The organism is Vibrio maerlii (genome assembly GCF_003415655.1).
Classification (GTDB): domain Bacteria; phylum Pseudomonadota; class Gammaproteobacteria; order Enterobacterales; family Vibrionaceae; genus Vibrio; species Vibrio maerlii.
Genome location: NZ_QRHC01000002.1, coordinates 364,827 through 384,327, shown reverse-complemented (window position 1 = coordinate 384,327; position 19,501 = coordinate 364,827). Strand labels below are relative to the sequence as shown.

18 protein-coding genes are annotated in these 19,501 nt (G+C 43.9%); 14 read left to right on the top strand and 4 right to left on the bottom strand.

Annotated features, from left to right (window positions below; translation table 11 throughout):
* Window position 1: 1 nt before the first annotated feature.
* A complete protein-coding gene (locus DPF91_RS02710; RefSeq protein WP_117232889.1) occupies window positions 2-1,015 on the bottom strand; it encodes a C-terminal binding protein in 1,014 nt (337 codons plus the stop codon).
* 214 nt (window positions 1,016-1,229) lie between these two features.
* Here DPF91_RS02710 and DPF91_RS02705 point away from each other — a divergent pair, with 214 nt between their 5' ends.
* The 4 genes from DPF91_RS02705 (at window position 1,230) to DPF91_RS02690 (ending at window position 5,602) form a co-directional block, all read left to right on the top strand.
* Window positions 1,230-1,709 carry a TRAP transporter small permease gene (locus tag DPF91_RS02705; protein ID WP_117232888.1) on the top strand — a complete coding sequence of 160 codons (480 nt, stop codon included), beginning with the start codon at window positions 1,230-1,232 and terminating at the stop codon, window positions 1,707-1,709.
* A 1-nt stretch (window position 1,710) separates the two neighbouring features.
* Window positions 1,711-2,997, top strand: a complete 1,287-nt coding sequence (locus DPF91_RS02700; RefSeq protein ID WP_117232887.1) for a TRAP transporter large permease — start codon at window positions 1,711-1,713, stop codon at window positions 2,995-2,997.
* A gap of 244 nt (window positions 2,998-3,241) precedes the next feature.
* On the top strand, window positions 3,242-4,234 hold the full coding sequence (locus tag DPF91_RS02695) for a TRAP transporter substrate-binding protein (RefSeq protein ID WP_117232886.1): 993 nt from the start codon (window positions 3,242-3,244) through the stop codon (window positions 4,232-4,234).
* Window positions 4,235-4,306: 72 nt separating this feature from the next.
* Entirely contained in the window at window positions 4,307-5,602 is a 1,296-nt protein-coding gene (locus DPF91_RS02690; protein ID WP_117232885.1) for a nickel pincer cofactor-dependent isomerase, group 22, read from the top strand.
* Between the two features lie 40 nt (window positions 5,603-5,642).
* On the opposite strand, the gene larB is transcribed toward DPF91_RS02690, so the two are convergent.
* Genes larB through larC form a run of 3 tightly spaced genes read right to left on the bottom strand, consistent with a single transcriptional unit; the run spans window position 5,643 to window position 8,327 of the window.
* A complete protein-coding gene (larB, locus tag DPF91_RS02685; protein WP_117232884.1) occupies window positions 5,643-6,299 on the bottom strand; it encodes a nickel pincer cofactor biosynthesis protein LarB in 657 nt (218 codons plus the stop codon).
* Window positions 6,281-7,108, bottom strand: a complete 828-nt coding sequence (gene larE / locus DPF91_RS02680) for an ATP-dependent sacrificial sulfur transferase LarE (protein ID WP_117232883.1) — start codon at window positions 7,106-7,108, stop codon at window positions 6,281-6,283. The genes larB and larE overlap by 19 nt, the downstream gene beginning before the upstream one ends.
* Window positions 7,089-8,327, bottom strand: coding sequence for a nickel pincer cofactor biosynthesis protein LarC (gene larC / locus DPF91_RS02675; RefSeq protein WP_117232882.1), 1,239 nt, complete (start codon window positions 8,325-8,327; stop codon window positions 7,089-7,091). The genes larE and larC overlap by 20 nt, the downstream gene beginning before the upstream one ends.
* Before the next feature lie 218 nt (window positions 8,328-8,545).
* On the opposite strand from larC, the gene DPF91_RS02670 reads away from it, so the two are divergent.
* From DPF91_RS02670 to secD, 10 genes are all read left to right on the top strand, one after another.
* Window positions 8,546-9,175, top strand: a complete 630-nt coding sequence (locus DPF91_RS02670; protein WP_117232881.1) for a HupE/UreJ family protein — start codon at window positions 8,546-8,548, stop codon at window positions 9,173-9,175.
* Between the two features lie 186 nt (window positions 9,176-9,361).
* Window positions 9,362-10,018, top strand: coding sequence for a GntR family transcriptional regulator (locus DPF91_RS02665; protein ID WP_117232880.1), 657 nt, complete (start codon window positions 9,362-9,364; stop codon window positions 10,016-10,018).
* 320 nt (window positions 10,019-10,338) lie between these two features.
* Window positions 10,339-11,790, top strand: coding sequence for an NAD-dependent succinate-semialdehyde dehydrogenase (locus DPF91_RS02660; RefSeq protein WP_117232879.1), 1,452 nt, complete (start codon window positions 10,339-10,341; stop codon window positions 11,788-11,790).
* 147 nt (window positions 11,791-11,937) lie between these two features.
* The gene (locus DPF91_RS02655; RefSeq protein ID WP_117232878.1) at window positions 11,938-12,456 is read left to right on the top strand and encodes a phosphoribosyltransferase; all 519 of its coding nucleotides are present in this window, start codon (window positions 11,938-11,940) and stop codon (window positions 12,454-12,456) included.
* Between the two features lie 162 nt (window positions 12,457-12,618).
* Window positions 12,619-13,875: a peptidoglycan DD-metalloendopeptidase family protein gene (locus tag DPF91_RS02650; protein ID WP_117232877.1), complete on the top strand. Its 1,257-nt coding sequence runs from the start codon at window positions 12,619-12,621 to the stop codon at window positions 13,873-13,875.
* 18 nt (window positions 13,876-13,893) lie between these two features.
* Complete coding sequence (locus DPF91_RS02645) at window positions 13,894-14,250, top strand: hypothetical protein (RefSeq protein ID WP_117232876.1); 357 nt, start codon at window positions 13,894-13,896, stop codon at window positions 14,248-14,250.
* A gap of 63 nt (window positions 14,251-14,313) precedes the next feature.
* Entirely contained in the window at window positions 14,314-16,422 is a 2,109-nt protein-coding gene (locus DPF91_RS02640) for a protein-disulfide reductase DsbD family protein (RefSeq protein WP_117232875.1), read from the top strand.
* The gene (locus DPF91_RS02635; RefSeq protein WP_117232874.1) at window positions 16,419-16,925 is read left to right on the top strand and encodes a protein disulfide oxidoreductase; all 507 of its coding nucleotides are present in this window, start codon (window positions 16,419-16,421) and stop codon (window positions 16,923-16,925) included. Before DPF91_RS02640 ends, DPF91_RS02635 begins: the two co-directional genes overlap by 4 nt.
* A 134-nt stretch (window positions 16,926-17,059) precedes the next feature.
* A complete protein-coding gene (locus DPF91_RS02630; RefSeq protein ID WP_117232873.1) occupies window positions 17,060-17,509 on the top strand; it encodes a hypothetical protein in 450 nt (149 codons plus the stop codon).
* Window positions 17,510-17,671: 162 nt separating this feature from the next.
* Window positions 17,672-19,501: a protein translocase subunit SecD gene (gene secD, locus DPF91_RS02625; RefSeq protein ID WP_117232872.1), complete on the top strand. Its 1,830-nt coding sequence runs from the start codon at window positions 17,672-17,674 to the stop codon at window positions 19,499-19,501.

The following is a 19,501-nucleotide window of genomic DNA, read 5'->3' as shown; positions in this document are numbered from 1 at the left end:
ATTACTGTTCCGAGATTGGCGTTTTGACACGAGCTACAGGATCAAGCGGCTCGCCACCAAGTAGCACTGCTTTAGCATTCTCAGCTGCGATACGACGGCACTCTTGGAATGCTTCTTGAGATACGTATGCAACGTGCGGGGTAACGATGCAGTTGTCCAAACCAAAGATAGGGTTGTCGTTTGGATTCCAGTTATCGAGTTTCGCAGGCTCTTCTTCTGGATCATCTAAGCCAGCTGATGCGATCCAACCCTCAACAAGTGCTTTATAAAGTGCATTGTTATCAACAACTTTACCGCGAGCACCATTGACTAGAACGGCGTTTGGTTTCATTTGACGAAGACGATCTTCATTGATTAGTCGATCGGTTTCTGGAGTGTGTGGGCACATCACGTTCACAACGTCTGATGTCGTAATAAGTGTCTCTAACTCAACTTTTTCTACATCAAAAGTGTTCATGTAAGACGCAGATACGTAAGGATCAAATGACACAACCTTGAAACCTAAAGCTGTCATCTTTTTCGCAATATTTTGTGCAATGCGACCGAAACCAATTAAGCCCCAAGTTGATGAGCGGAAGCGCTTAGGAACCAAGCCATCCATGTCCCAATGCCAGTTACCCTCGTGAGTAAACTTGTTGTATGCCGGGATGCGACGGAAAAGAGTCAGGCCAAGTGAAATCGAGTGGTCCGCAACTTCATCGATACAGTAATCCGGTACGTTGGAGACCTTGATTCCATGGTCGTAACAAGCCTCAACATCGAGAATATCTACACCGATTCCGTAACGACAAATGATCTTGCAGTGATCAAGTTGCTCGATAGTCGTTCTAGGGATCTTCGCGTACTGTTGCAGGATAGCGTCAGCATCTTTCGCCAGTTCTCCTAAACCAATACCCGTCTTGCACTTCAAGCCAATAACTTCTGCGCCAATGGGTTCTAAAACACTGCGCTCAATATCTAGGTCTGGGTAGTCGTAGTCGGATACATAGACTTTGAACTTGGTTTCATCTGTCATTTTCCATTACCTCATGGTTGTAATACTTGATATGTGAGATCTAACATATCAGTTGATTTTTTTGATCTAAATTTCTTTGTTCTGAAACTGTGATCGAGCCCTAGAAACCCAATATTTCCTATCTTTATGTAATATGTGGGGTATTTTTAATCAAAATTGGCGTCTATGATATCTGACATATCAGTTCTATTTGAAAGTTGACGAGTGTAGTACAATGAAATGGATAAACGAAAACTTAGAAGCAGCCTTGGGGGCAGTGCTCTTAGCAGCAATTGTAATACTAATTACAATCCAAGTAGTGATGAGATATGTATTTCAAAATGCATTGTCTTGGTCTGAGGAGTTAACTCTATGGACATTCATCTGGTTTATATGGATAGGAATTGCTTACGCATTTAAAGAACGAAAGCATGTGAAGGTGACATTTTTCCAAGATCTATTACCGGATAATGCAAAGAGAATTTTAGAAGTGGTTATAGACATCGCTATTGTTATTTTCTTATTAACAATGACCTATCAGTCTTATAAGCTAATCACACTCCCTTATGTGTTATCACAAAAATCAGTTGTGCTTAATCTTCCAATAGCAATCATGTATGCATCCGCTCCAGTTGGATCGCTATTATCGGTATTTAGAATTATTCAATTCTATGTCGTAAATAAAACAAATGTGTCTTCACCGGTAGAGGTATAAAATGTCTGGAATTATATTATTTTGTGCGCTAGGTATTTTGCTTATATTAGGGATGCCGATTGCAATGAGTCTGGGTATGAGCTCTTTATTTGTAATGAGCTTTGTTGATGGCACACCTCCGTTAAGTCTGATGGCCCGCTCTATCGTGACAGGTGCAGATTCATTCCCTCTAATTGCGGTACCACTTTTCATTTTAGCGGGCGACTTAATGCAAAAAGGTGGCTTATCTAAACGAATTATTGGTTTTGCTTACTCTTTGGTGGGTCATATCAGAGCCTCCCTTTGCTACGTTAACGTAATTGCTTCGATGTTTTTCGCTGCAATTTCGGGCTCCGCACCAGCTACCGTTGCAGCAATTGGCTCGAATATCATTCCTTCGATGACACAACAGGGCTACAAAAAGGATTTCTCTTCAGCATTAACTGCATCTGCGGGCATGATTGGTGTAATGATTCCACCTAGTATTCCGTTTATTATCTACGGTGTATCAGCAGAGGTCTCAATCGGCAAATTATTCCTAGCGGGTATCATTCCTGGTGTTCTCTTTGGTATCACTTTTATGGCAATGAGCCGCATTGTTGTGCGAAACCAACCAATTATGGATGTTGAACCTACACCGTTCTCATGGGCTGGAGTAGGTGCTCAATTTAAAGAGTCTATTTGGGCTCTTATTGTCCCAGGTATTATCTTAGGCGGTATTTATGGCGGTGTATTTACACCGACTGAGGCAGGGGCAGTAGCAGTTGTTTATGCAATTATCTGTGGACTATTTATTTATAAGGAAATCTCTTTCTCTGATTTACCACAAATATTTGCTCGCTCTACGTTAACATCAGCAACGATCTTGGTTCTTGTTGTGTTCGCAGCTGCATTTGGCCGTTTAGTGACGTTCGAACAGATTCCATCAGTGGTGGCAAGTACACTCGTTGGTCTGTCGGATAATCCAATTGTTCTCCTACTACTTATTAATGCTATGCTATTGATTATTGGTATGTTTATGGAGACTATTTCAGCAATTATTATTCTAACTCCGATACTGCTACCGGTAGTGAAACAACTGGGTGTCGATCCCATTGTATTCGGTGTAATTTTGACAGTTAACCTTGCTATTGGTTTCTGTACACCACCATTGGGAGTAAATATATTCGTCGCGAGCCAAGTATCAAATGTTAGTATAGAGAAAATATCAAAAGCTTTGATTCCTTTCTTATGTTCTATGTTGGTTTTATTATTAGCAGTAACATTTATCCCAAGCTTATCTTTATTCTTAACAGAATTAATTGACTAATACTTATATCAATACCTATTTAGTATATTTAGCCTTAGTGAGAACTAAGGCTTTTTTATTTTTATCTTAGATCTTATTGATATATTTCGTGACCGTACTCACAGCAACATTGGATATGTTGATCAATAATTAAGATCTAGAGTGTGATATGTTAGATATCACAAAAAGAGATAACCATAAGAACAGTCGCTTCGACAACTAACACTAACGATGTACCACCCTACACATTTAATAAGAGGGCATTATGAAAAAACTAATTATGGCTACTGCAGTATCTATGCTGGCGCTATCTACTTCAGTAATGGCTGCTACGACAATTAGAATCGGTCATGGCGCGAATGAGAACTATCACCTTCACCGTGCTCTTGAGAAGTTCAAAACGGATATTGAACAAAAGTCGGATGGTAAATTCGAGGTTCAAATCTTTGCGAACTCACAAATGGGTCCAGACCGTGAAATGATTGAAGGCGTGCAATCAGGTATGCTGCAAATGGCAGTATCTCCTTCATCTTTCTACTCTTCTTGGGATCCATCTTTCGATGTTGTTGAGCTACCTTTTATCTACCCAAGTAAGCAAGCTGCTCTGGATACAGTGCATAGTCCAGCGGGTGACAAAATGTTGAGTAAGTTAAACAACATGAACCTTCAAGGTATTGGTTGGATGGAAAACGGTGTTCGTCACGTGACAAACAATAGCCGCCCAGTTGAAACTCCAGAAGATCTGAAAGGTCTGAAGATTCGCACAATGAAAGTGCCTGCTCACGTGAAGACATTCAACTCTCTTAATGCTTCAGCAACACCAATGAACTTTGGTGAAGTGTATTCTGGTTTACAGCAGGGTGTTATTGATGGTCAAGAAAACCCAATCGCCCATATCTATGCACAGCGTTTCTATGAAGTACAAGATTATGTGAGCCTGACTGGCCACGTTGTTACTTTCTACATCCCAGTAATGAACCTAGAGTTCTGGCATAGCCTTTCAGCGGATGATCAGCAACTGATCAAAGAATCAATGCGCGATGCAGAGGTTTACCAACAGGAGCTTGTTGCTGCTGAAGAGGGTCAACAAATTGAAGAGTTCAAGAAAATTGGCACTAAAGTGAATGAGTTAAGCCCTGAACAATTGCAACTTTTCATCGACGCGACAGAGCCTGTTCGTGCAGAGTACAAAGAAAAGTTAGGTGCTGACGTTTACGACGAGTGGATGAGCACTATCAAGCAAGTTGCTGCTAACTAACAGTACTTAAAAGTTTCTAATTTTCTAGGGAGGGCTTTGCCCTCTCTAGTTGTTTTCAGGGGGAGATAAGACATGTTTGATAAAGAGATCAAATTCACATTGGATGGTGGCTTTGAGTGTGAATTGCCAAAAATGACAAAGGTGAAGCAGCACTTCGAACGAAAAAAGCTCGATGACATACCACAACGTATTAAACAGGAGCTAACAAAGTTCCCCAATCCTGAATGCTTGTCTGGTCAATCATTAGCGATTACCGTTGGCAGTCGCGGAATATCCGGCCTTATTCCTGTCCTTCAACAAACGATTTCCTTTCTAAGATCTCACGGTGCTCATCCTTTCATTGTTCCCTCTATGGGGAGTCATGGCTCTGCTAATGCTGAAGGTCAGGTAAAAATTCTCGAGACCTACGGTGTCACTGAACAGTCGATGCAGGTTCCGATTGTTTCTTCAATGGAAGTGGTTCAAGTAGCTGAAATGTCAGACGGTGTTCCTCTTTATTTAGATAAAGTAGCGATTGAAGCTGATGGCATGATCTTATGTAATAAGATCAAACCGCACGCAGATTTCAAAGGGCAAGTTGAAAGCGGCATCCTCAAGATGCTGTGTATCGGTTTGGGTAATCATGTTGGAGCATCTTCGCTGCATCGATATGGTTTCCATAACTTCCATCGAGTGATCCCCGAGGCCGGAGAGCGCTTACTGGAGAAGATCAAAGTTCCGTTTGCGATTGGTCTGGTAGAGAATGCATACGATGAGTTGATGGATATCGAGGTCGTCGAGCAAAAGGATATTCTAAATTTAGAGCCAAAATACTTAGAGCGAGCTAAGCGTAATATTGCGACGATACAGATCCCAGATATTGATGTTCTGATTATTCAAGAGATAGGTAAGAACATCAGTGGTGAAGGGATGGATCCGAATGTGACTGGGCGGCCTGGTTCTGGAGTAGGAGGTTTTACTGGACCTAATATTTCGAGCACAGTTGTTCTTTCTCTTACTGAGGCGACTCATGGTAATGGTGTAGGTATTGGAATGGCTGACATTACGACGAGACAACTGGTCCAAAATCTCGATTTTGGTGCTATGTATACCAATGCGGCAACAGCCGGTACATTGGCAACGGCGAAGATACCTATGGTGATGGGAAATGATCGAGAAGCCATTGTATTTGCGTTAAAGACTGCGCCTATACACGATATCAATAATGCGAAGATAGTCTGGATTAAAAATACCCTAGATCTCGACAATATATATGTGTCTGAGGCATTGAAACCAGTGGTGGAAAATCTAGAAAAAGCCGAATGTGTACAAGATAGTGAGGTGTTTTGCTTTGACAGTGAAGGGAAATTATTACCCTGGAGTAAATAGTCAAATTAGGCTGCCAGTTCTGGCAGCCTCTCATCTGTTGTTAGGCGAAGCTTTTTAGTAGTTTGATAGCAGCGCACGCAGCCCCAAAGCCGTTATCAATGTTAACCGTGGTGAGTCCAGCAGCACAGCTTCCTAGACAAGCGTTGAGCGCCAATTGTCCCCCTTCAGAGACTCCGTATCCAACCGAAGTTGGCACCGCGATAATAGGGCGATGTGTCATTCCTGAAAGAACGGTGGGCAATGCGGCTTCCATCCCTGCTACAGCGATAATGATCTTAGCCTTGTTGATCTCTTCGAGTGCATTGTTTAAACGCCAAAGTGCCGATACACCGACATCTTCAAACAAACGAGCAGCATAGCCATGATAGTTTAGTGTTGTAAGCACTTCATGACAGACTCCGGTGTCAGAAGAACCTCCAGAAACTATCGCCACCATTGGTGATTGTGCTTGAAGATTCTCAAGCGCTCCGAGCACAGCGGTATTCGATAATGCGCAATAGGAGAGTTGTTGGTGGTACGACGGTTTTAACTGAGCCCACTTTTCTTTATTTAGGCGGGTAAACAAGAAGCGAACTTGTTTCGCTAATCCAAGTTCAATGATTTTCTCGATCTGTTCTACGCTTTTGCGCTCACAAAGAATGGCTTCTTCAACACCACAGCGTTGTTTTCGATCAAAATCTATAATGATGTCTGACATTTCTTATCTCCCACAAATGCACTACCTCTTTGATAAGGCATGAACTGGATAGGAACGTCCGAGCTGAAGCTGTCGGTGATATGAGTTACCTCAGCTTTGAGCTCTTCGATGTCTTGGGGAGATAGCTTGTTGAAAGTGGCTTCATCGATCTCAATACCAATTTGCTGTTTCTTGATCCGGCATCTGAGCGTTGAGCTGATTATCTTGGAGCGAAGATGCTGTTCGACGGCGTTCACTAAACCTAAGTTGCTGCTATCTACGCGTATGCCGGTTTCAATGCGGCTTGCAAGACATGGTGAAGCCGGTAACGTGGAGATGCTTGGCAAGCCAAACTGCATCGCTAATTGGCGAATTTCTTGTTTATCAATTTCGGCTTCTACGAAAGGATGGATAACATTATGTTCTTTTGCTGCAATTAATCCTGGACGGTAATCATCTAAGTCATCGAGGTTAGTTCCCGAGACAACCTGCCCAAACGAAAGCCCTTTGAGTGTGCTGTAAAGGCACGTCTTGCAGTAATAACAACGATTAACCGGGTTGCTTTGATAGTTTGGAGTATCAATTTCACCACTGGAAACAAACTCTACCTGCCATTGATATTGTGCAGCAAAGTCTCGTATACGTTGCGTATCTTGAGGAGGTACTGCCGGTGAAATGGAGTGAACGATCTTTGCATTGTCTCCTAAGACTTTATTGGCAATAAAAGCCAAAGTCATACTATCTACACCACCACTCACTGCGACGGTGACCTTATTTAGAGCCTGTAGCGTTTTTTCTAGGCGCGTAAGTTTATGATTGAGTTTGTTCATCGGCTGCTTTCGCTTCTATATGTGATTTAAGGCTTGTCTGAGCTTTGTAGTTCATGGTTGGGTTCGTTAAATGATCTGACTCTAACTTGCTTGTTACAGAGCCGTCTGGACGAGTTACCGTTTTAATATCGAAGTCTTGATGGTTGCTCTGAGTGCTATGATGCAGGCGCGGTAAAACCTTGCGCATACAACGCCAATAGCGAACACCGATTGTGGAAGTATGATTAAAGATGAACTCGATGATTTCGTCTTGATGACAAGGTGAGGTTAATACTGTGAAGGTGCTGATGTGACGGTTTTTCTTTCCATGCGCAATCGCCTCTGTAATCTCATTAACGCCGTGTTGTTCTCGGATTTTTTCTCGAGCGATAGCAAGTAACTCACCGGTCATATCGTCGATGTCGAACTGAATTACACTAATTTCTTGGTCTTGCTGAGTGTTTGTTTCTTCTGTTGCTAGGAATGTTGCACGCAGTAAATTTGCTCGGTCCTTGAGTTTTCGGTTACCGAACCCGTATCCAATATTTGTGACGCTTCCTTGTGCAACTTTCTGAGATGGGCGCAACCACGCTAAAATTGCGGCGCCGGTTGGCGTTACTCTTTCACCTTTGATCCCATCATCAAACACGTTGAAGCCTTTTAAGAGCAGTAACGTAGCTGGCGCGGGAACCGGAATTTCCCCATGAGCGCAGTGCACTGTGCCGCCACCCCAAGGGATATTGGAGCATGACCATGATGTGGCTTTTGAATGCTCGATCAACCAGCTCGCAGACAATATGTCGATGATGCAATCCCACGCCCCAACTTCATGAAAGTGAACATCATCGACAGACTTACCATGAATTTGAGCTTCAGCGTGCGCGAGCAATTCGAAAATGCCAATCGCATTTTTTCTTACACCCGATTCGATAGGCAGATCGATGAGCAAATTTTTGATTGTTTTCCAACTTCTATGTTCACCATGGTGATGGTGATGGTGATGGTGATGGTGATGGTGATGGTGATGGTGTTCAGGTTGTGCTTCTTCTTCTACGAAAAAGCGTTGGCCACTCAACCCTTTGTCCAATGCATCCTCCAACCAGAATTTTACTTGGGTTTGCTTGCGTACCACCTCTAGAGCTTCGAAGAGTGGGGTTCGAAGTTCCGGGGTTGCATGGAGCATTGCTGCGGTAAACATATCCCCAGCGATACCTCCAACGAGGTCTAGATGAATGTGCATGTTTGTCTCCGGTTTTCGGTGTGGGGTTCGTATCTTAGTTACTTATTGTTTTTCTGATATGTTAGATACTTTAATTTCTTTGGAAATATGAATCTATATCTATCTTTCATTGCTATTAATAAGACTTGTTTAATGTGATCGGTATCTTCAAACGCAAAAAATCTTGGGTATATTTATTGTTGATATCTGATATGTTAGTTGAAAATTAAAGAACAAATATGTTCATTTCTAATGATTTAATTAATAACAAGGTTCGTTTTATGAAAAAGATAGGTGCTCTGGCTCTTCTGATGTGCCCTACGTTAGCGTTTGCACATCCTGGTCATACCGAGGTTGGATTTATTTCTGGGTTTGTTCATCCATTCACAGGGATTGATCACTTAGCTGTCATGTTTGGACTAGGTTTGGTGTGCAGCCTCTTTTTCACGAAAGAAAGTGCAAACAAATGGCTAGTGTTAGTAGCACTCACCGTTAGTTTAGGACTTGGTTCAGCGCTCGCCATTGCGGGATTCAAAGTGCCGATGTTTGAAATGATGATCTCATTATCAGTTGTATTAGTGGGTGCGTTGACAATTTGTGGTGGGTTAGGTCGTTCGATTAACAAGTGGGTGGTTTGTGGATTGGCCATCATGACTGCATTTCACGGATATGTTCATATTATTGAAGGCGCAACAGCAACGATTGCTAATTTTGGTCACTACACAATGGGTTTTATTCTTTCTAGTGTTGGCCTTTATGTTGGCGGGCTAGCTCTGGGAAGTAAGATTGCGCATGTTTCAATGAAGCCACAAGTATGTATCATTTCTGGTGGATTTTATGTGGCTTTAGCGTTAGTGCTAGGTTTGTGATCCAATTCATTTCGTGAATATACTGTTTAATGTATTGATTTGATTAGTGATGTATCAGATAGCATACTATTATGTATTGCGGTTTTAATGTATTTGTAGGCCTAGCCACTTGGTATTAGTTGCTGTGTATAGCATGATATTCGGGTAGACTGGCATGAGCTGAATTTAAATATTGAGGTAACGAGATTGAAAGCAATCACTCGCCCTAAAAGTTTGACAGAAAATGTGGCAGAGAACTTGCGCTACTCAATCGTGAGTGGTGAGTTGAAGTTAGGCCAACCTCTTTCGGAAGCATCTCTATCCGAAACCTTCGGTGTTAGTAAAACTCCTGTTCGTGAGGCGTTGTTTATCCTTAAACAAGAAGGGTTGATTGACATTATTCCACAGAAAGGAAGTTTTGTTTTTCAACCAGATGAACAATCTATTATCGAGCTGTGTAATTTCCGTGGTTATCTAGAGCCAATCGCTCTTGAAGAGTCGATGAAAAATGATTCACAAGCTTTTTTAGAAAGCTTAGAAATCAGCATCGTTAAGATGGAACATAAGTTTAAGAATAGAGATTTCAAAGCGTTTCTATTGCTAGATGGTGAGTTTCATGAATCCTTCTTTAAGTATTGTGGCAACTCGCTTCTACAGAAGAGTTACCAACTTGTTCAGTTCCATATCGGCGCAATTCGCAGTCATCTGACGACAAGTGAAGAAGCGTATGGAGAGATTTTGGAAGATCACCGTCGTATCTATCAATTGTTAAGCTCTGGCGAAATTGTTGAAGCTCAGACTATGCTGCGCAAGCATGTACTAGACATTAAAGCAATCATCGATGCTTGTGTCCTAACTGCTTAATTTATAGTTAATTATTCGATAGAAAACCTCTTACAGCCGTAAGAGGTTTTTTGTTTTAATTTACACCGAATAAAAGAAGTAAATCTGTGCCTTCATTCTGATGATGATGTCGCGCAAAACATCATTTTCCCAATCGGAGAATTGATCAAAGGCCAAAATCCAGCAAGTGCGCACGGTGTGGGTAAAGCGATGGTGAAAGCACTATCTGCTTAATTTGATTGATAACCACTGACTTTCTAAAGGTAGTTCAATGATATGAACTACCTTTAATCCTATTATGGTCCTTATATTTACATTTAAACGCGAATGGAATAGTCGTTATGAAGCTTCAAGATCAAGATTTGTTTAAGCAAAGCAACTTCCTATTTGGAGGTTGGGTAGACAATGAGAGCGGGCAATTGACCGAGGTACTTAACCCTTTCGACAGTCGCGTTATCGGCTCAGTACCCAACGCGGAGAAAAGCCAAGTCTTGCAAGCAATCGATGAAGCTCAAGTCCAATTCAAAGCTTGGAAGCAACAAACGGCAGAAACTCGTGCCAATGTTCTTCGTCGTTGGCATCATTTGATGGTCGCCCATGCTGATGACCTAGCGAGCATCATTACAGCGGAACAGGGTAAACCATTAGCAGAAGCCAAAGGCGAAGTCTTGTATGCGGCGAGCTATGTGGAGTGGTTTGCTGAAGAGGCGCGTCGCGCAAATGGTACCATTATCCCATCTCATAAAAATGGCGCTCAGGTTCTCACAACTAAAGAACCAATTGGAGTGGTTGCAGCAATCACTCCTTGGAATTTTCCAGCGGCGATGATAGCTCGTAAATGTGCACCAGCATTTGCTGCAGGTTGCTCTGTGATCCTAAAACCAGCACCAGATACCCCTTTCACGGCACTCGCCCTAGCTGAGCTCGCTGATAGAGCAGGGTTGCCAAAAGGTCTTTTCCAAGTCGTTACTGGTGATGCGGTGATGATTGGCGAGTTGCTTACTAAGAGCCCAGTCGTGAAAAAACTATCCTTTACCGGTTCAACCAAGGTCGGCAAGTTATTGATGCAGCAATCGGCGAGTAACATCAAAAAACTGTCCCTTGAGTTGGGTGGAAATGCACCCTTCATCGTGTTTGAGGATGCAGATATTGATGCCGCAGTAGAGGGAGCGATAGCAGCCAAATACCGCAATGCGGGTCAAACATGTGTCTGTGCGAACCGAATTTATGTTCAAGCTAAGGTGTATGGTGAGTTCCTTGAGAAGTTCACCAATAAGGTAGGGGCCTTACGGGCTGGTAATGGCTTTGAAGAGGGTGTGAAAATTGGCCCACTGATTAATGAAGCAGCCGTTAACAAGGTTCAGAATCACGTGCAAGACGCTCTTGGGAAAGGTGCTCATTTACGACAGGGTGTTGTTCCGCAAGACGGTGAGCGTTTGGTAGCCCCTATTGTGTTGTCAGATATGACCGACGACATGATTATCTCGAAAGAAGAGACGTTTGGTCCAGTTGCTCCATTATTTAAGTTCGAAACGGAAGAAGAGGTGATTGCGCGCGCCAACAATACCGAGTTTGGTTTGGCATCTTATTTCTATACTCAATCCTTATCGCGAGCTTGGCGAGTCAGTGCTGCTCTTGAGTCTGGCATGGTGGGTGTGAATGAGGGCATTATCTCAACCGCAACTGCACCTTTTGGCGGGGTGAAGGAATCAGGGCTCGGGCGTGAAGGCTCACAAATAGGCTTAGATGATTACCTAGAAACCAAGTATGTGTTGATGGGTGGGTTGAGTTAACGAATAGAATTGATATTGCTAGTTTTTTTTTGCACAAACTCTCGCATTTGGTGAACTGGTTTAAAGCTTTTTGCCGTTTATTTTGAGAATCGCCATGAACTCAAATATATTGTGGTGATTGAAAAATAAGAATGAATGAGAACAAATATGGATAAATCAAACGTTGGTGACTTGGTACTGAGTGAAGCGCAGATTCAGCAAGGCGTCGAAATTGTTGCAGACAAGTTGAATATTTCTTTTGAGGATGCCGTGGTGATTACTGTTGTACCTGGCGGAATTTTGTTCACTGCAGACCTAGTTCGCAAGCTAAATTTCGATATCAAGATGGATTACATCTCTTGCCCACACACGCCTGGAGACAGTAATAACCAATCTGAAATTGTTTTCCATGAGAACATTTCTTTAGACGGCCAAAACGTGATTATGATTGATGACGCTATCGAGTCTGGCGGCACAATGAAAAGGTTGGTCGCGCATATAGCAGATAACTACAAAGTGAAGTCACTTTCTATTGCGACCTTGTTTGTGAAGCCTGGCCGAGTCGATATTCCCGTACCTCAGTACTTTGCTTATGAAATGGATAATGATGATCTACTTGTGGGCTATGGTTTGCCTTGGCAGGACAAGTCGCGAAACATTCCTTACGTTTCTAAGCTGGTAAAATAAATAGACCTTAATGTCACAGAAACTTACAGAATAAAAATCCATTATTTTCAATGGTTTATTTCGTTAGGTGTGGTGGGGCGTATGCTGTTTTAACGTCCTGCTCGTAAGGGAGTTATTGTTATGTTATAACAACTCGATAATTCCCTTTGTTTTTTCTCTACAATGAAGCATTTCAGAGCTATTGCCCTTTCTGTGGCGACTCTTGCGTTTGCGACTGCATTCTTTCTCCCAGCCTTCCAGGAACAAGCGCCAACATTAAGTAACCTAGATGACATCGATATTGTCATCACGCCCGCTCAAGAGCCTGAGCGTGAGCCTTCACCTATACGTGTGCATTACATCGTTAAAGTCGGCGACACGCTGAGCAACATCTTTTCTGCTTGGGATCTTTCATATAATCAATTACAGCAACTGCTTGAAGCGGATCTCAACCATCTACAGCTTGATACTATTAAGCCAGGTGATCATCTAGAACTGGTTCTTGATGGCACCAATCGTTCATTGATCCAAGTGACCTACCATATCAGCCTTGTGGAAAGAGCCGTCTATACTCTTGATGAGCAAGGCCAGTTCGTTTATGAGTTTGAAGAGCAAGCCGGTGAATGGCGTGAACAACTCTATAGCGGCACGATCAACGGCAGTTTTTCGATGTCGGCGTATAAACTAGGTTTGTCTCCGAATCAGATCGGCAATATCACTGAGGTGTTGAGAGATAAGATAGATTTTGTTCGCTCACTACGTGCGGGAGATTCATTCAATGTTTTGATTAGCCACCAATATTTGAATGACCATGCGACGGGCAACAGTGAAGTTCAAGCCATTACCTTTAACTTGCGCGGTCGTGAGGTTTCAGCGTTTTTAGCTGAGGATGGGCGTTTTTATGACCGTGATGGTAACAGTTTGATGCGAGCATTTAACCGCTACCCAGTCGATAGTAAATATCGCCGCATTACCTCTTCGTTTAACCCTAGGCGTAAACACCCGGTGACGGGACGAGTTACTCCGCATAACGGAACCGACTTTGCTACACCTGTTGGTGCGCCTATCTATTCAACCGGTGATGGGCGTGTTGTAGGGGTAAGGAATCATCCTTATGCAGGAAAGTACTTAGTCATTGAGCACAATAGTGTATATACCACGCGCTATTTGCACCTATCTAGATTCCTAGTTAAAAAGGGACAGTATGTAACGAGAGGGCAAAAGATTGCGTTATCTGGTGCGACAGGCCGAATCACTGGTCCCCATCTTCACTTTGAGGTACTCGTGCGCAATCGTGCGGTTGACCCAATGAAAGCGGATCTCCCTTTAGCTAGTTCGATTTCTAAGGAAGATCGCGCTGCATTTAATGCTAGGGTTTCGGCATTTGATTCACTGATAATAGCCAAAGTCACCGATCAAACTTTGCCTGATAGAAGTTAACGACAAACGAAAAGAAGCATGCATACTCCTCATCGTAGAGATACTTTATTCAAATGGTCACTTATCCTCGTTTTGTGGGTGGTGGTTGTGTGTCTGGCGAAAAATGTTGGCTTTGTCACCTCATGTCCTAATCAAGCTCATCAAGATTATGCATTTACAACTCAATCCACTGCAGAATCAGAGCAGTGCGATCTTTCTGAGAAACTTTTGAGCGCACATCAACATCAAGTTGATTCTCAAGCGATATTTCTATTTATCTTTGCTTTGGTGTTGGTGACTTGGCTTTTATCAACGCCTAATCCGTACTACCTTTTCACAGAACCAATCGCTAAACGGCGAAGGGTACATCTCACTTTATGTGTTTTTAGAGAATAAACGCGCAATGAACTGGCGAGATGCCAGCACATTATTACGTTGTTATTTTTTATAGGTACATACATGCAAAACAGACACACTACGCAGCGCTCACTCTGGCTTCTTGGCCTGCTGCTATTCGGATTTTTCTCTGCTGTAGCTCAGGCCTCGGTGGTGAGCTCTGGGTGGCTACAAAATCTGGATCACCCACCCGTTAAAACTCAGTTCGTTCTTACTGGCCAGGTCGATCCGCAACATCAAACCGTCACTGGTTATCTAGAGGTGATGCTTTCTGGAGACTGGAAAACTTACTGGCGAAGTCCGGGAGAAGGTGGGGTTGCTCCAACTATTGCTTGGGATAACTCAAGTAACATCCAAAACATCGACTGGCATTGGCCTTACCCAACCCGTTTTGACGTGCTAGGTGTTGAAACGCTCGGTTATAAACAGCGAGTGATCTTCCCGATGACGTTATACATCGAGGAACTGTCACAACCTGTCATTCTCAATGCAAATCTAACACTGTCATCATGCACAACCATTTGTGTGTTGACCGACTATCCATTTGAACTCTCTTTCATTCCAAATGAACTCCAGGTCAACCAAGACGCTATGCACGTCTATGCTCAGGGTATCAGCCAAGTGCCGCAATCATCGCCATTGATTGGCGGTGTTGAAGCTCGCTGGGATGTTGGGCAAAGCAAGCTGCAAGTTGTTATGGATAAGCAATTGGGTTGGCAGCAACCGACTATTTTACTTGATGGAGAGAGTGAAACGGTGGTTGATTCAGTGTTTGTTCAGCAAAACTTGGTTATTGATAACGACCGCTTGGTTGCTACTTATGATGTGACGAGTTGGTTAGGCTCGCCTCAGCTTAGCGGTGAGGCGCTGAATATCACAGTCCAAGATGAGAACTTTATTGCAGAGCAGTCTGCGACCATTACAAGCGGCTCCGTTTCTACACATAGCGCTTCCTATTCCATTGCCGAGATGTTTTTACTCGCTCTGATTGGAGGCTTACTCCTAAACGTAATGCCTTGTGTTCTGCCTGTTTTGGGCATGAAGCTCAGTAGTGTGGTTGGGGCACATGGCTTGGAGAAAAAACAGATTCGGTTGCAGTTCCTAGCGTCTGCAAGTGGTATTTTATTCTCGTTCTGGCTGCTTGCTATCTTCTTGTTGATTCTCAAGCTTTCGGGTAGCGCCATTGGTTGGGGCATTCAGTTCCAGAGCGGCTGGTTTATCGGATTAATGGTTTTGGTGACTGCCCTGTTCGGTGCCAATATGTTGGGTCTGTTTGAGATTCGCCTTAGCTCGAAAACCACGACATGGTTAGGAAGCCAAGGGGATAACTCTTATCGAGGCCACTTTACCCAAGGTATGTTTGCCACACTATTGGCAACCCCGTGCTCGGCACCTTTCTTGGGTACCGCTGTGGCCTTTGCTCTTGCCACCAATAGTATGACCATGTTCGCTATATTTACAGCCTTGGCGCTGGGGATGGCTTTGCCGTGGATTTTGGTTGCACTCTTCCCTGCAATGGCTTTAGCGCTACCAAAGCCGGGCAAATGGATGAGTAGCATCAAGCTGGCATTTGGCGCAATGATGTTGCTGACCAGCCTATGGCTACTAACGCTGTTGTCTAACCATTTGCCTATCTTTTGGGTGTACGTCATCGGTATTCTTGCATTTGCGTGGGTGGTGGTGCGCGTATTGAGAGTCTATGGAGAGAAGCCGGCAGCGCTGTTTGGCGGTAGTGTGATTATATTGGCATCCTTGGGGATGATTGTTGGTAGCATGACAGCAGACCGCTGGGCGACCCCGTTACCTGACGATCCTGATTGGGAAAGGCTATCCGTTCAATCAATAGAGCAACATGTCTATGAGGGTAAAACGGTGTTTGTTAACGTTACTGCTGATTGGTGCATTACCTGTAAAGCCAACAAGATAGGTGTGATATTGCAAGATCCTGTCTACAGCACGCTTGCTCAATCTGACGTTGTTCCTATGCTGGGTGATTGGACAACGCCAAGTGAAAGTGTGACCTCTTATTTACGTGATAATGGTCGTTTTGGTGTGCCGTTCAATATGGTTTATGGACCAGCAGCACCCAATGGCATCCCGTTACCGGTGATCTTAACGGAAGAGTCGGTAATGCAAGCTATTGGTTTGGCGAGTGGGAGAGTGCAATTATGAGCAGCAAATGGAAACGTCGTATCCGCGAGATTCTGTTTACCCTTGCTCTGATCACAGTACTCTCTTTCGCTATGGATGTATGGCGCTCTCAAGATATGCCTCAGGTCGAGCTACCTGAAGTACAGGGCTTTACGACGTCAGGTCAAGTGGTGGACGTTATTACCATGAGTAAGGAAAAGCCCGTACTGGTTTACTTTTGGGCTACTTGGTGTCCAGCATGTAAGTTTGTCACTCCCACAGTCAATTGGATGAGTGATAGCGAACACTACTCTGTTGTTGGGATCCCTATATCGTCAGGGAGTGATGAAAGAGTGTCACGCTTTTTACAGGCGCATGACTATCAGTTCGAAAACTTGAATGATCCTACTGGACGCATCTCACGGCAATGGGGTGTCAGCGTGACGCCAACGGTCGTGATTGTCCGAAATGGAGAAATTCACTCTGCTACGACGGGTATAACAACACCTCCGGGTTTACTTGCGAGAGTATGGCTAGCGAAGTAGAACTCAAGAAGTGTGAATATTTATAAAAGATTGCTCAGAATCATTTGCGTTTGAGCAAATCTAGTATAATTTTAGGCCGCCTTAGTATCGCAGTTCGTGATATTAAGGCGGTCTTTTTGATTGGGTATTGCTGAATGTCTTGGCTAGTGATTAGAAATGTGTGGATGTTACTTCTTGCAATGGCGTTGTCGCCAGTGCAGGTTTCGGCTGCCCATTCGTCAACAACCCCAATTGATATTGATGCCCTTTACACTGTAAATCTCAGTGACTCGGAATCAAACTCTGAGAGTTCTTCACAAGTCCCTATCTCACAAAGCCGTGTTACTCAAGACGCGGTTGGGATATTCAGCTCGCATCGCTGGTCTTCTAATCTGCGTAAGACAGTGGATGACGAAGGTGAGACGTTTGATAGTCAGAGCTTTAATCCTTTCTATACCAACATTGGCTATGCCTATAGCCTGAGTGATATTCGTTGGCTGCACAATCAGTCGACCTTCTATCATTACTCTCCCAATCACCGTTTATCGGGATGGAAAGACTCGAATGCTATGTATGTGGCGTTAAACGGTCAGTACGCTTCGTAATACCTCTCAAATTCACGTCAGTTGACGTGAACAATGGATAACTCGCCCTAGGTGGCGTGTGCATTCTGTTATCCAAATATTCTATTTTAAGACTTCGCTTCATACCAATCGGATTAACTAGGTAGTTGATGTGATTGGTATCTTCGAAGGGATACACGGTATATGAAGAAAAACACCGCAAATCGTCGTGTGCTGAATAAGTACTCGGCGTGGAAATACGTTGTGCTGATCACAACAATAATTATCTTAACTCTAAGCGCTATCCCAACTTGGTTTGGCGAGCAGCCCTCAATTCAAATTTCTTATTCGGCAAACAGTGCTGCCAAACAATCAGCGCTGGAACTTGACCGTCAGTTAAAAAGTGATGGTATCTCCGCGGCCAAGATCACCGAAGAGAGTGACAAGGCGATCATCGTTTTTGACAACGAGAATGACCAAAGTCACGCTCGTGAACTGCTTAATCAACAATTAGGTGAAGAAGATACGATCACCTTCTCATACGTTTCTGTTGCTCCGGGTTGGCTTGGTGATTTGGGGTTTAGGCCTATCAAGTTAGGCCTAGATCTACGTGGTGGAGTGCAATTCCTGCTGCATGTGGACGTTGATAAAGCGTTTGAAGAGCAGCGCAATGCATTGGTTGATGAGCTCAAAGCAAACTTGCGTGAGAAACGTATCCGAGGCGTCCAGGTTCGAACTAAAGCCAATAATCAAATTGTTGTGACCAGTCAAAACTTGCAAGGCGTTCAAGCTGCTCAGAAATTTGCTCAACAAAACTATACGGGTTGGCAAATCACGAGAGTTGATAATGGCTTTGAGCTTCAACCTAGTGAACAAAATATTCAAGAATTTCAGACCACGACTATCCAGCAAAACCTGAAAATCATGCGTGGCCGAATTGAAGAACTAGGCATTACTGAAGCCATGGTTCAGCGCCAAGGCAAAGACCATATTCGTATTGAGCTTCCTGGTGTTCAAGACCCAGCACAAGCTAAAAACGTGATTGGTGCAACCGCAAGCCTTGCTTTCTATGAAGTAAAAGACAGCGACCAAGCTCGCAGCCTTCAAAGCTTGGTGCTTCCTGATAGTGATGGTCGCAATGTGGTTCTAGCTAAACGCCCAGTGCTTACGGGTGAGCACATTGTCAATGCTCGAGCTGGTGTCGGGGAGATGGGTATGTCTGAGGTGAATATCTCACTAGATCAAGCTGGTGGTAAGAAGATGAGTGACTTCTCTGGTGCTCACATCGGCAAACCAATGGCGACGGTATATCGTGAGTACACCACGAATCAACGTGGCGAGACTCAGCTTGATGAGCGCGTGATTAGCGTCGCGACCATCCAAGCTAAGTTGGGTAGCCAGTTCCGTATTACGGGGGCTGGAAGTATGGCCGATGCACAAGAGCTGGCCTTACTGTTGCGTGCAGGTTCACTCACTGCGCCCGTTACCATTGTTGAAGAGCGCACTATAGGCGCATCACTAGGTGCAGAAAACATCGCAAATGGCTTTGCTGCCCTTGCACTTGGTATGGGCTTAACTCTTATGTTTATGGCGTGCTGGTACCGCCGTTTAGGTTGGGTTGCGAACATTGCATTGTGTGCAAACATGTTGTGTCTGTTAGGTCTTATTGCACTAATTCCAGGCGCAGTATTAACCCTTCCTGGTATCGCAGGTTTAGTGCTAACTGTCGGTATGGCAGTGGATACTAACGTTATTATTTTTGAGCGTATCAAAGACAAAATGCGCGAAGGTCGCAGTTTCGCACAAGCCATTGATACGGGGTTTGACAGTGCTTTTTCCACCATTCTTGATGCCAACATCACCACCATGATCACAGCCGTGATCCTTTACACCATAGGTAATGGTCCAATCCAAGGCTTTGCTTTGACACTGGGTCTTGGCCTGCTAACCAGTATGTTCACGGGCGTGTTTGCCTCGCGAGCAATGATCAATCTAGTTTGGGGCCGCGATGGCCGCCGTGATGTAAGGGTGTAA

Coding starts and splice junctions, on each gene's coding strand:
- DPF91_RS02710 (WP_117232889.1), bottom strand. CDS start 1,015: ATGACAGATGAAACCAAGTTCAAAGTCTATGTATCCGACTACGACTAC.
- DPF91_RS02705 (WP_117232888.1), top strand. CDS start 1,230: ATGAAATGGATAAACGAAAACTTAGAAGCAGCCTTGGGGGCAGTGCTC.
- DPF91_RS02700 (WP_117232887.1), top strand. CDS start 1,711: ATGTCTGGAATTATATTATTTTGTGCGCTAGGTATTTTGCTTATATTA.
- DPF91_RS02695 (WP_117232886.1), top strand. CDS start 3,242: ATGAAAAAACTAATTATGGCTACTGCAGTATCTATGCTGGCGCTATCT.
- DPF91_RS02690 (WP_117232885.1), top strand. CDS start 4,307: ATGTTTGATAAAGAGATCAAATTCACATTGGATGGTGGCTTTGAGTGT.
- larB (WP_117232884.1), bottom strand. CDS start 6,299: ATGTCAGACATCATTATAGATTTTGATCGAAAACAACGCTGTGGTGTT.
- larE (WP_117232883.1), bottom strand. CDS start 7,108: ATGAACAAACTCAATCATAAACTTACGCGCCTAGAAAAAACGCTACAG.
- larC (WP_117232882.1), bottom strand. CDS start 8,327: ATGCACATTCATCTAGACCTCGTTGGAGGTATCGCTGGGGATATGTTT.
- DPF91_RS02670 (WP_117232881.1), top strand. CDS start 8,546: ATGTTCATTTCTAATGATTTAATTAATAACAAGGTTCGTTTTATGAAA.
- DPF91_RS02660 (WP_117232879.1), top strand. CDS start 10,339: ATGAAGCTTCAAGATCAAGATTTGTTTAAGCAAAGCAACTTCCTATTT.
- DPF91_RS02655 (WP_117232878.1), top strand. CDS start 11,938: ATGGATAAATCAAACGTTGGTGACTTGGTACTGAGTGAAGCGCAGATT.
- DPF91_RS02650 (WP_117232877.1), top strand. CDS start 12,619: ATGAAGCATTTCAGAGCTATTGCCCTTTCTGTGGCGACTCTTGCGTTT.
- DPF91_RS02645 (WP_117232876.1), top strand. CDS start 13,894: ATGCATACTCCTCATCGTAGAGATACTTTATTCAAATGGTCACTTATC.
- DPF91_RS02640 (WP_117232875.1), top strand. CDS start 14,314: ATGCAAAACAGACACACTACGCAGCGCTCACTCTGGCTTCTTGGCCTG.
- DPF91_RS02635 (WP_117232874.1), top strand. CDS start 16,419: ATGAGCAGCAAATGGAAACGTCGTATCCGCGAGATTCTGTTTACCCTT.
- DPF91_RS02630 (WP_117232873.1), top strand. CDS start 17,060: ATGTCTTGGCTAGTGATTAGAAATGTGTGGATGTTACTTCTTGCAATG.
- secD (WP_117232872.1), top strand. CDS start 17,672: ATGAAGAAAAACACCGCAAATCGTCGTGTGCTGAATAAGTACTCGGCG.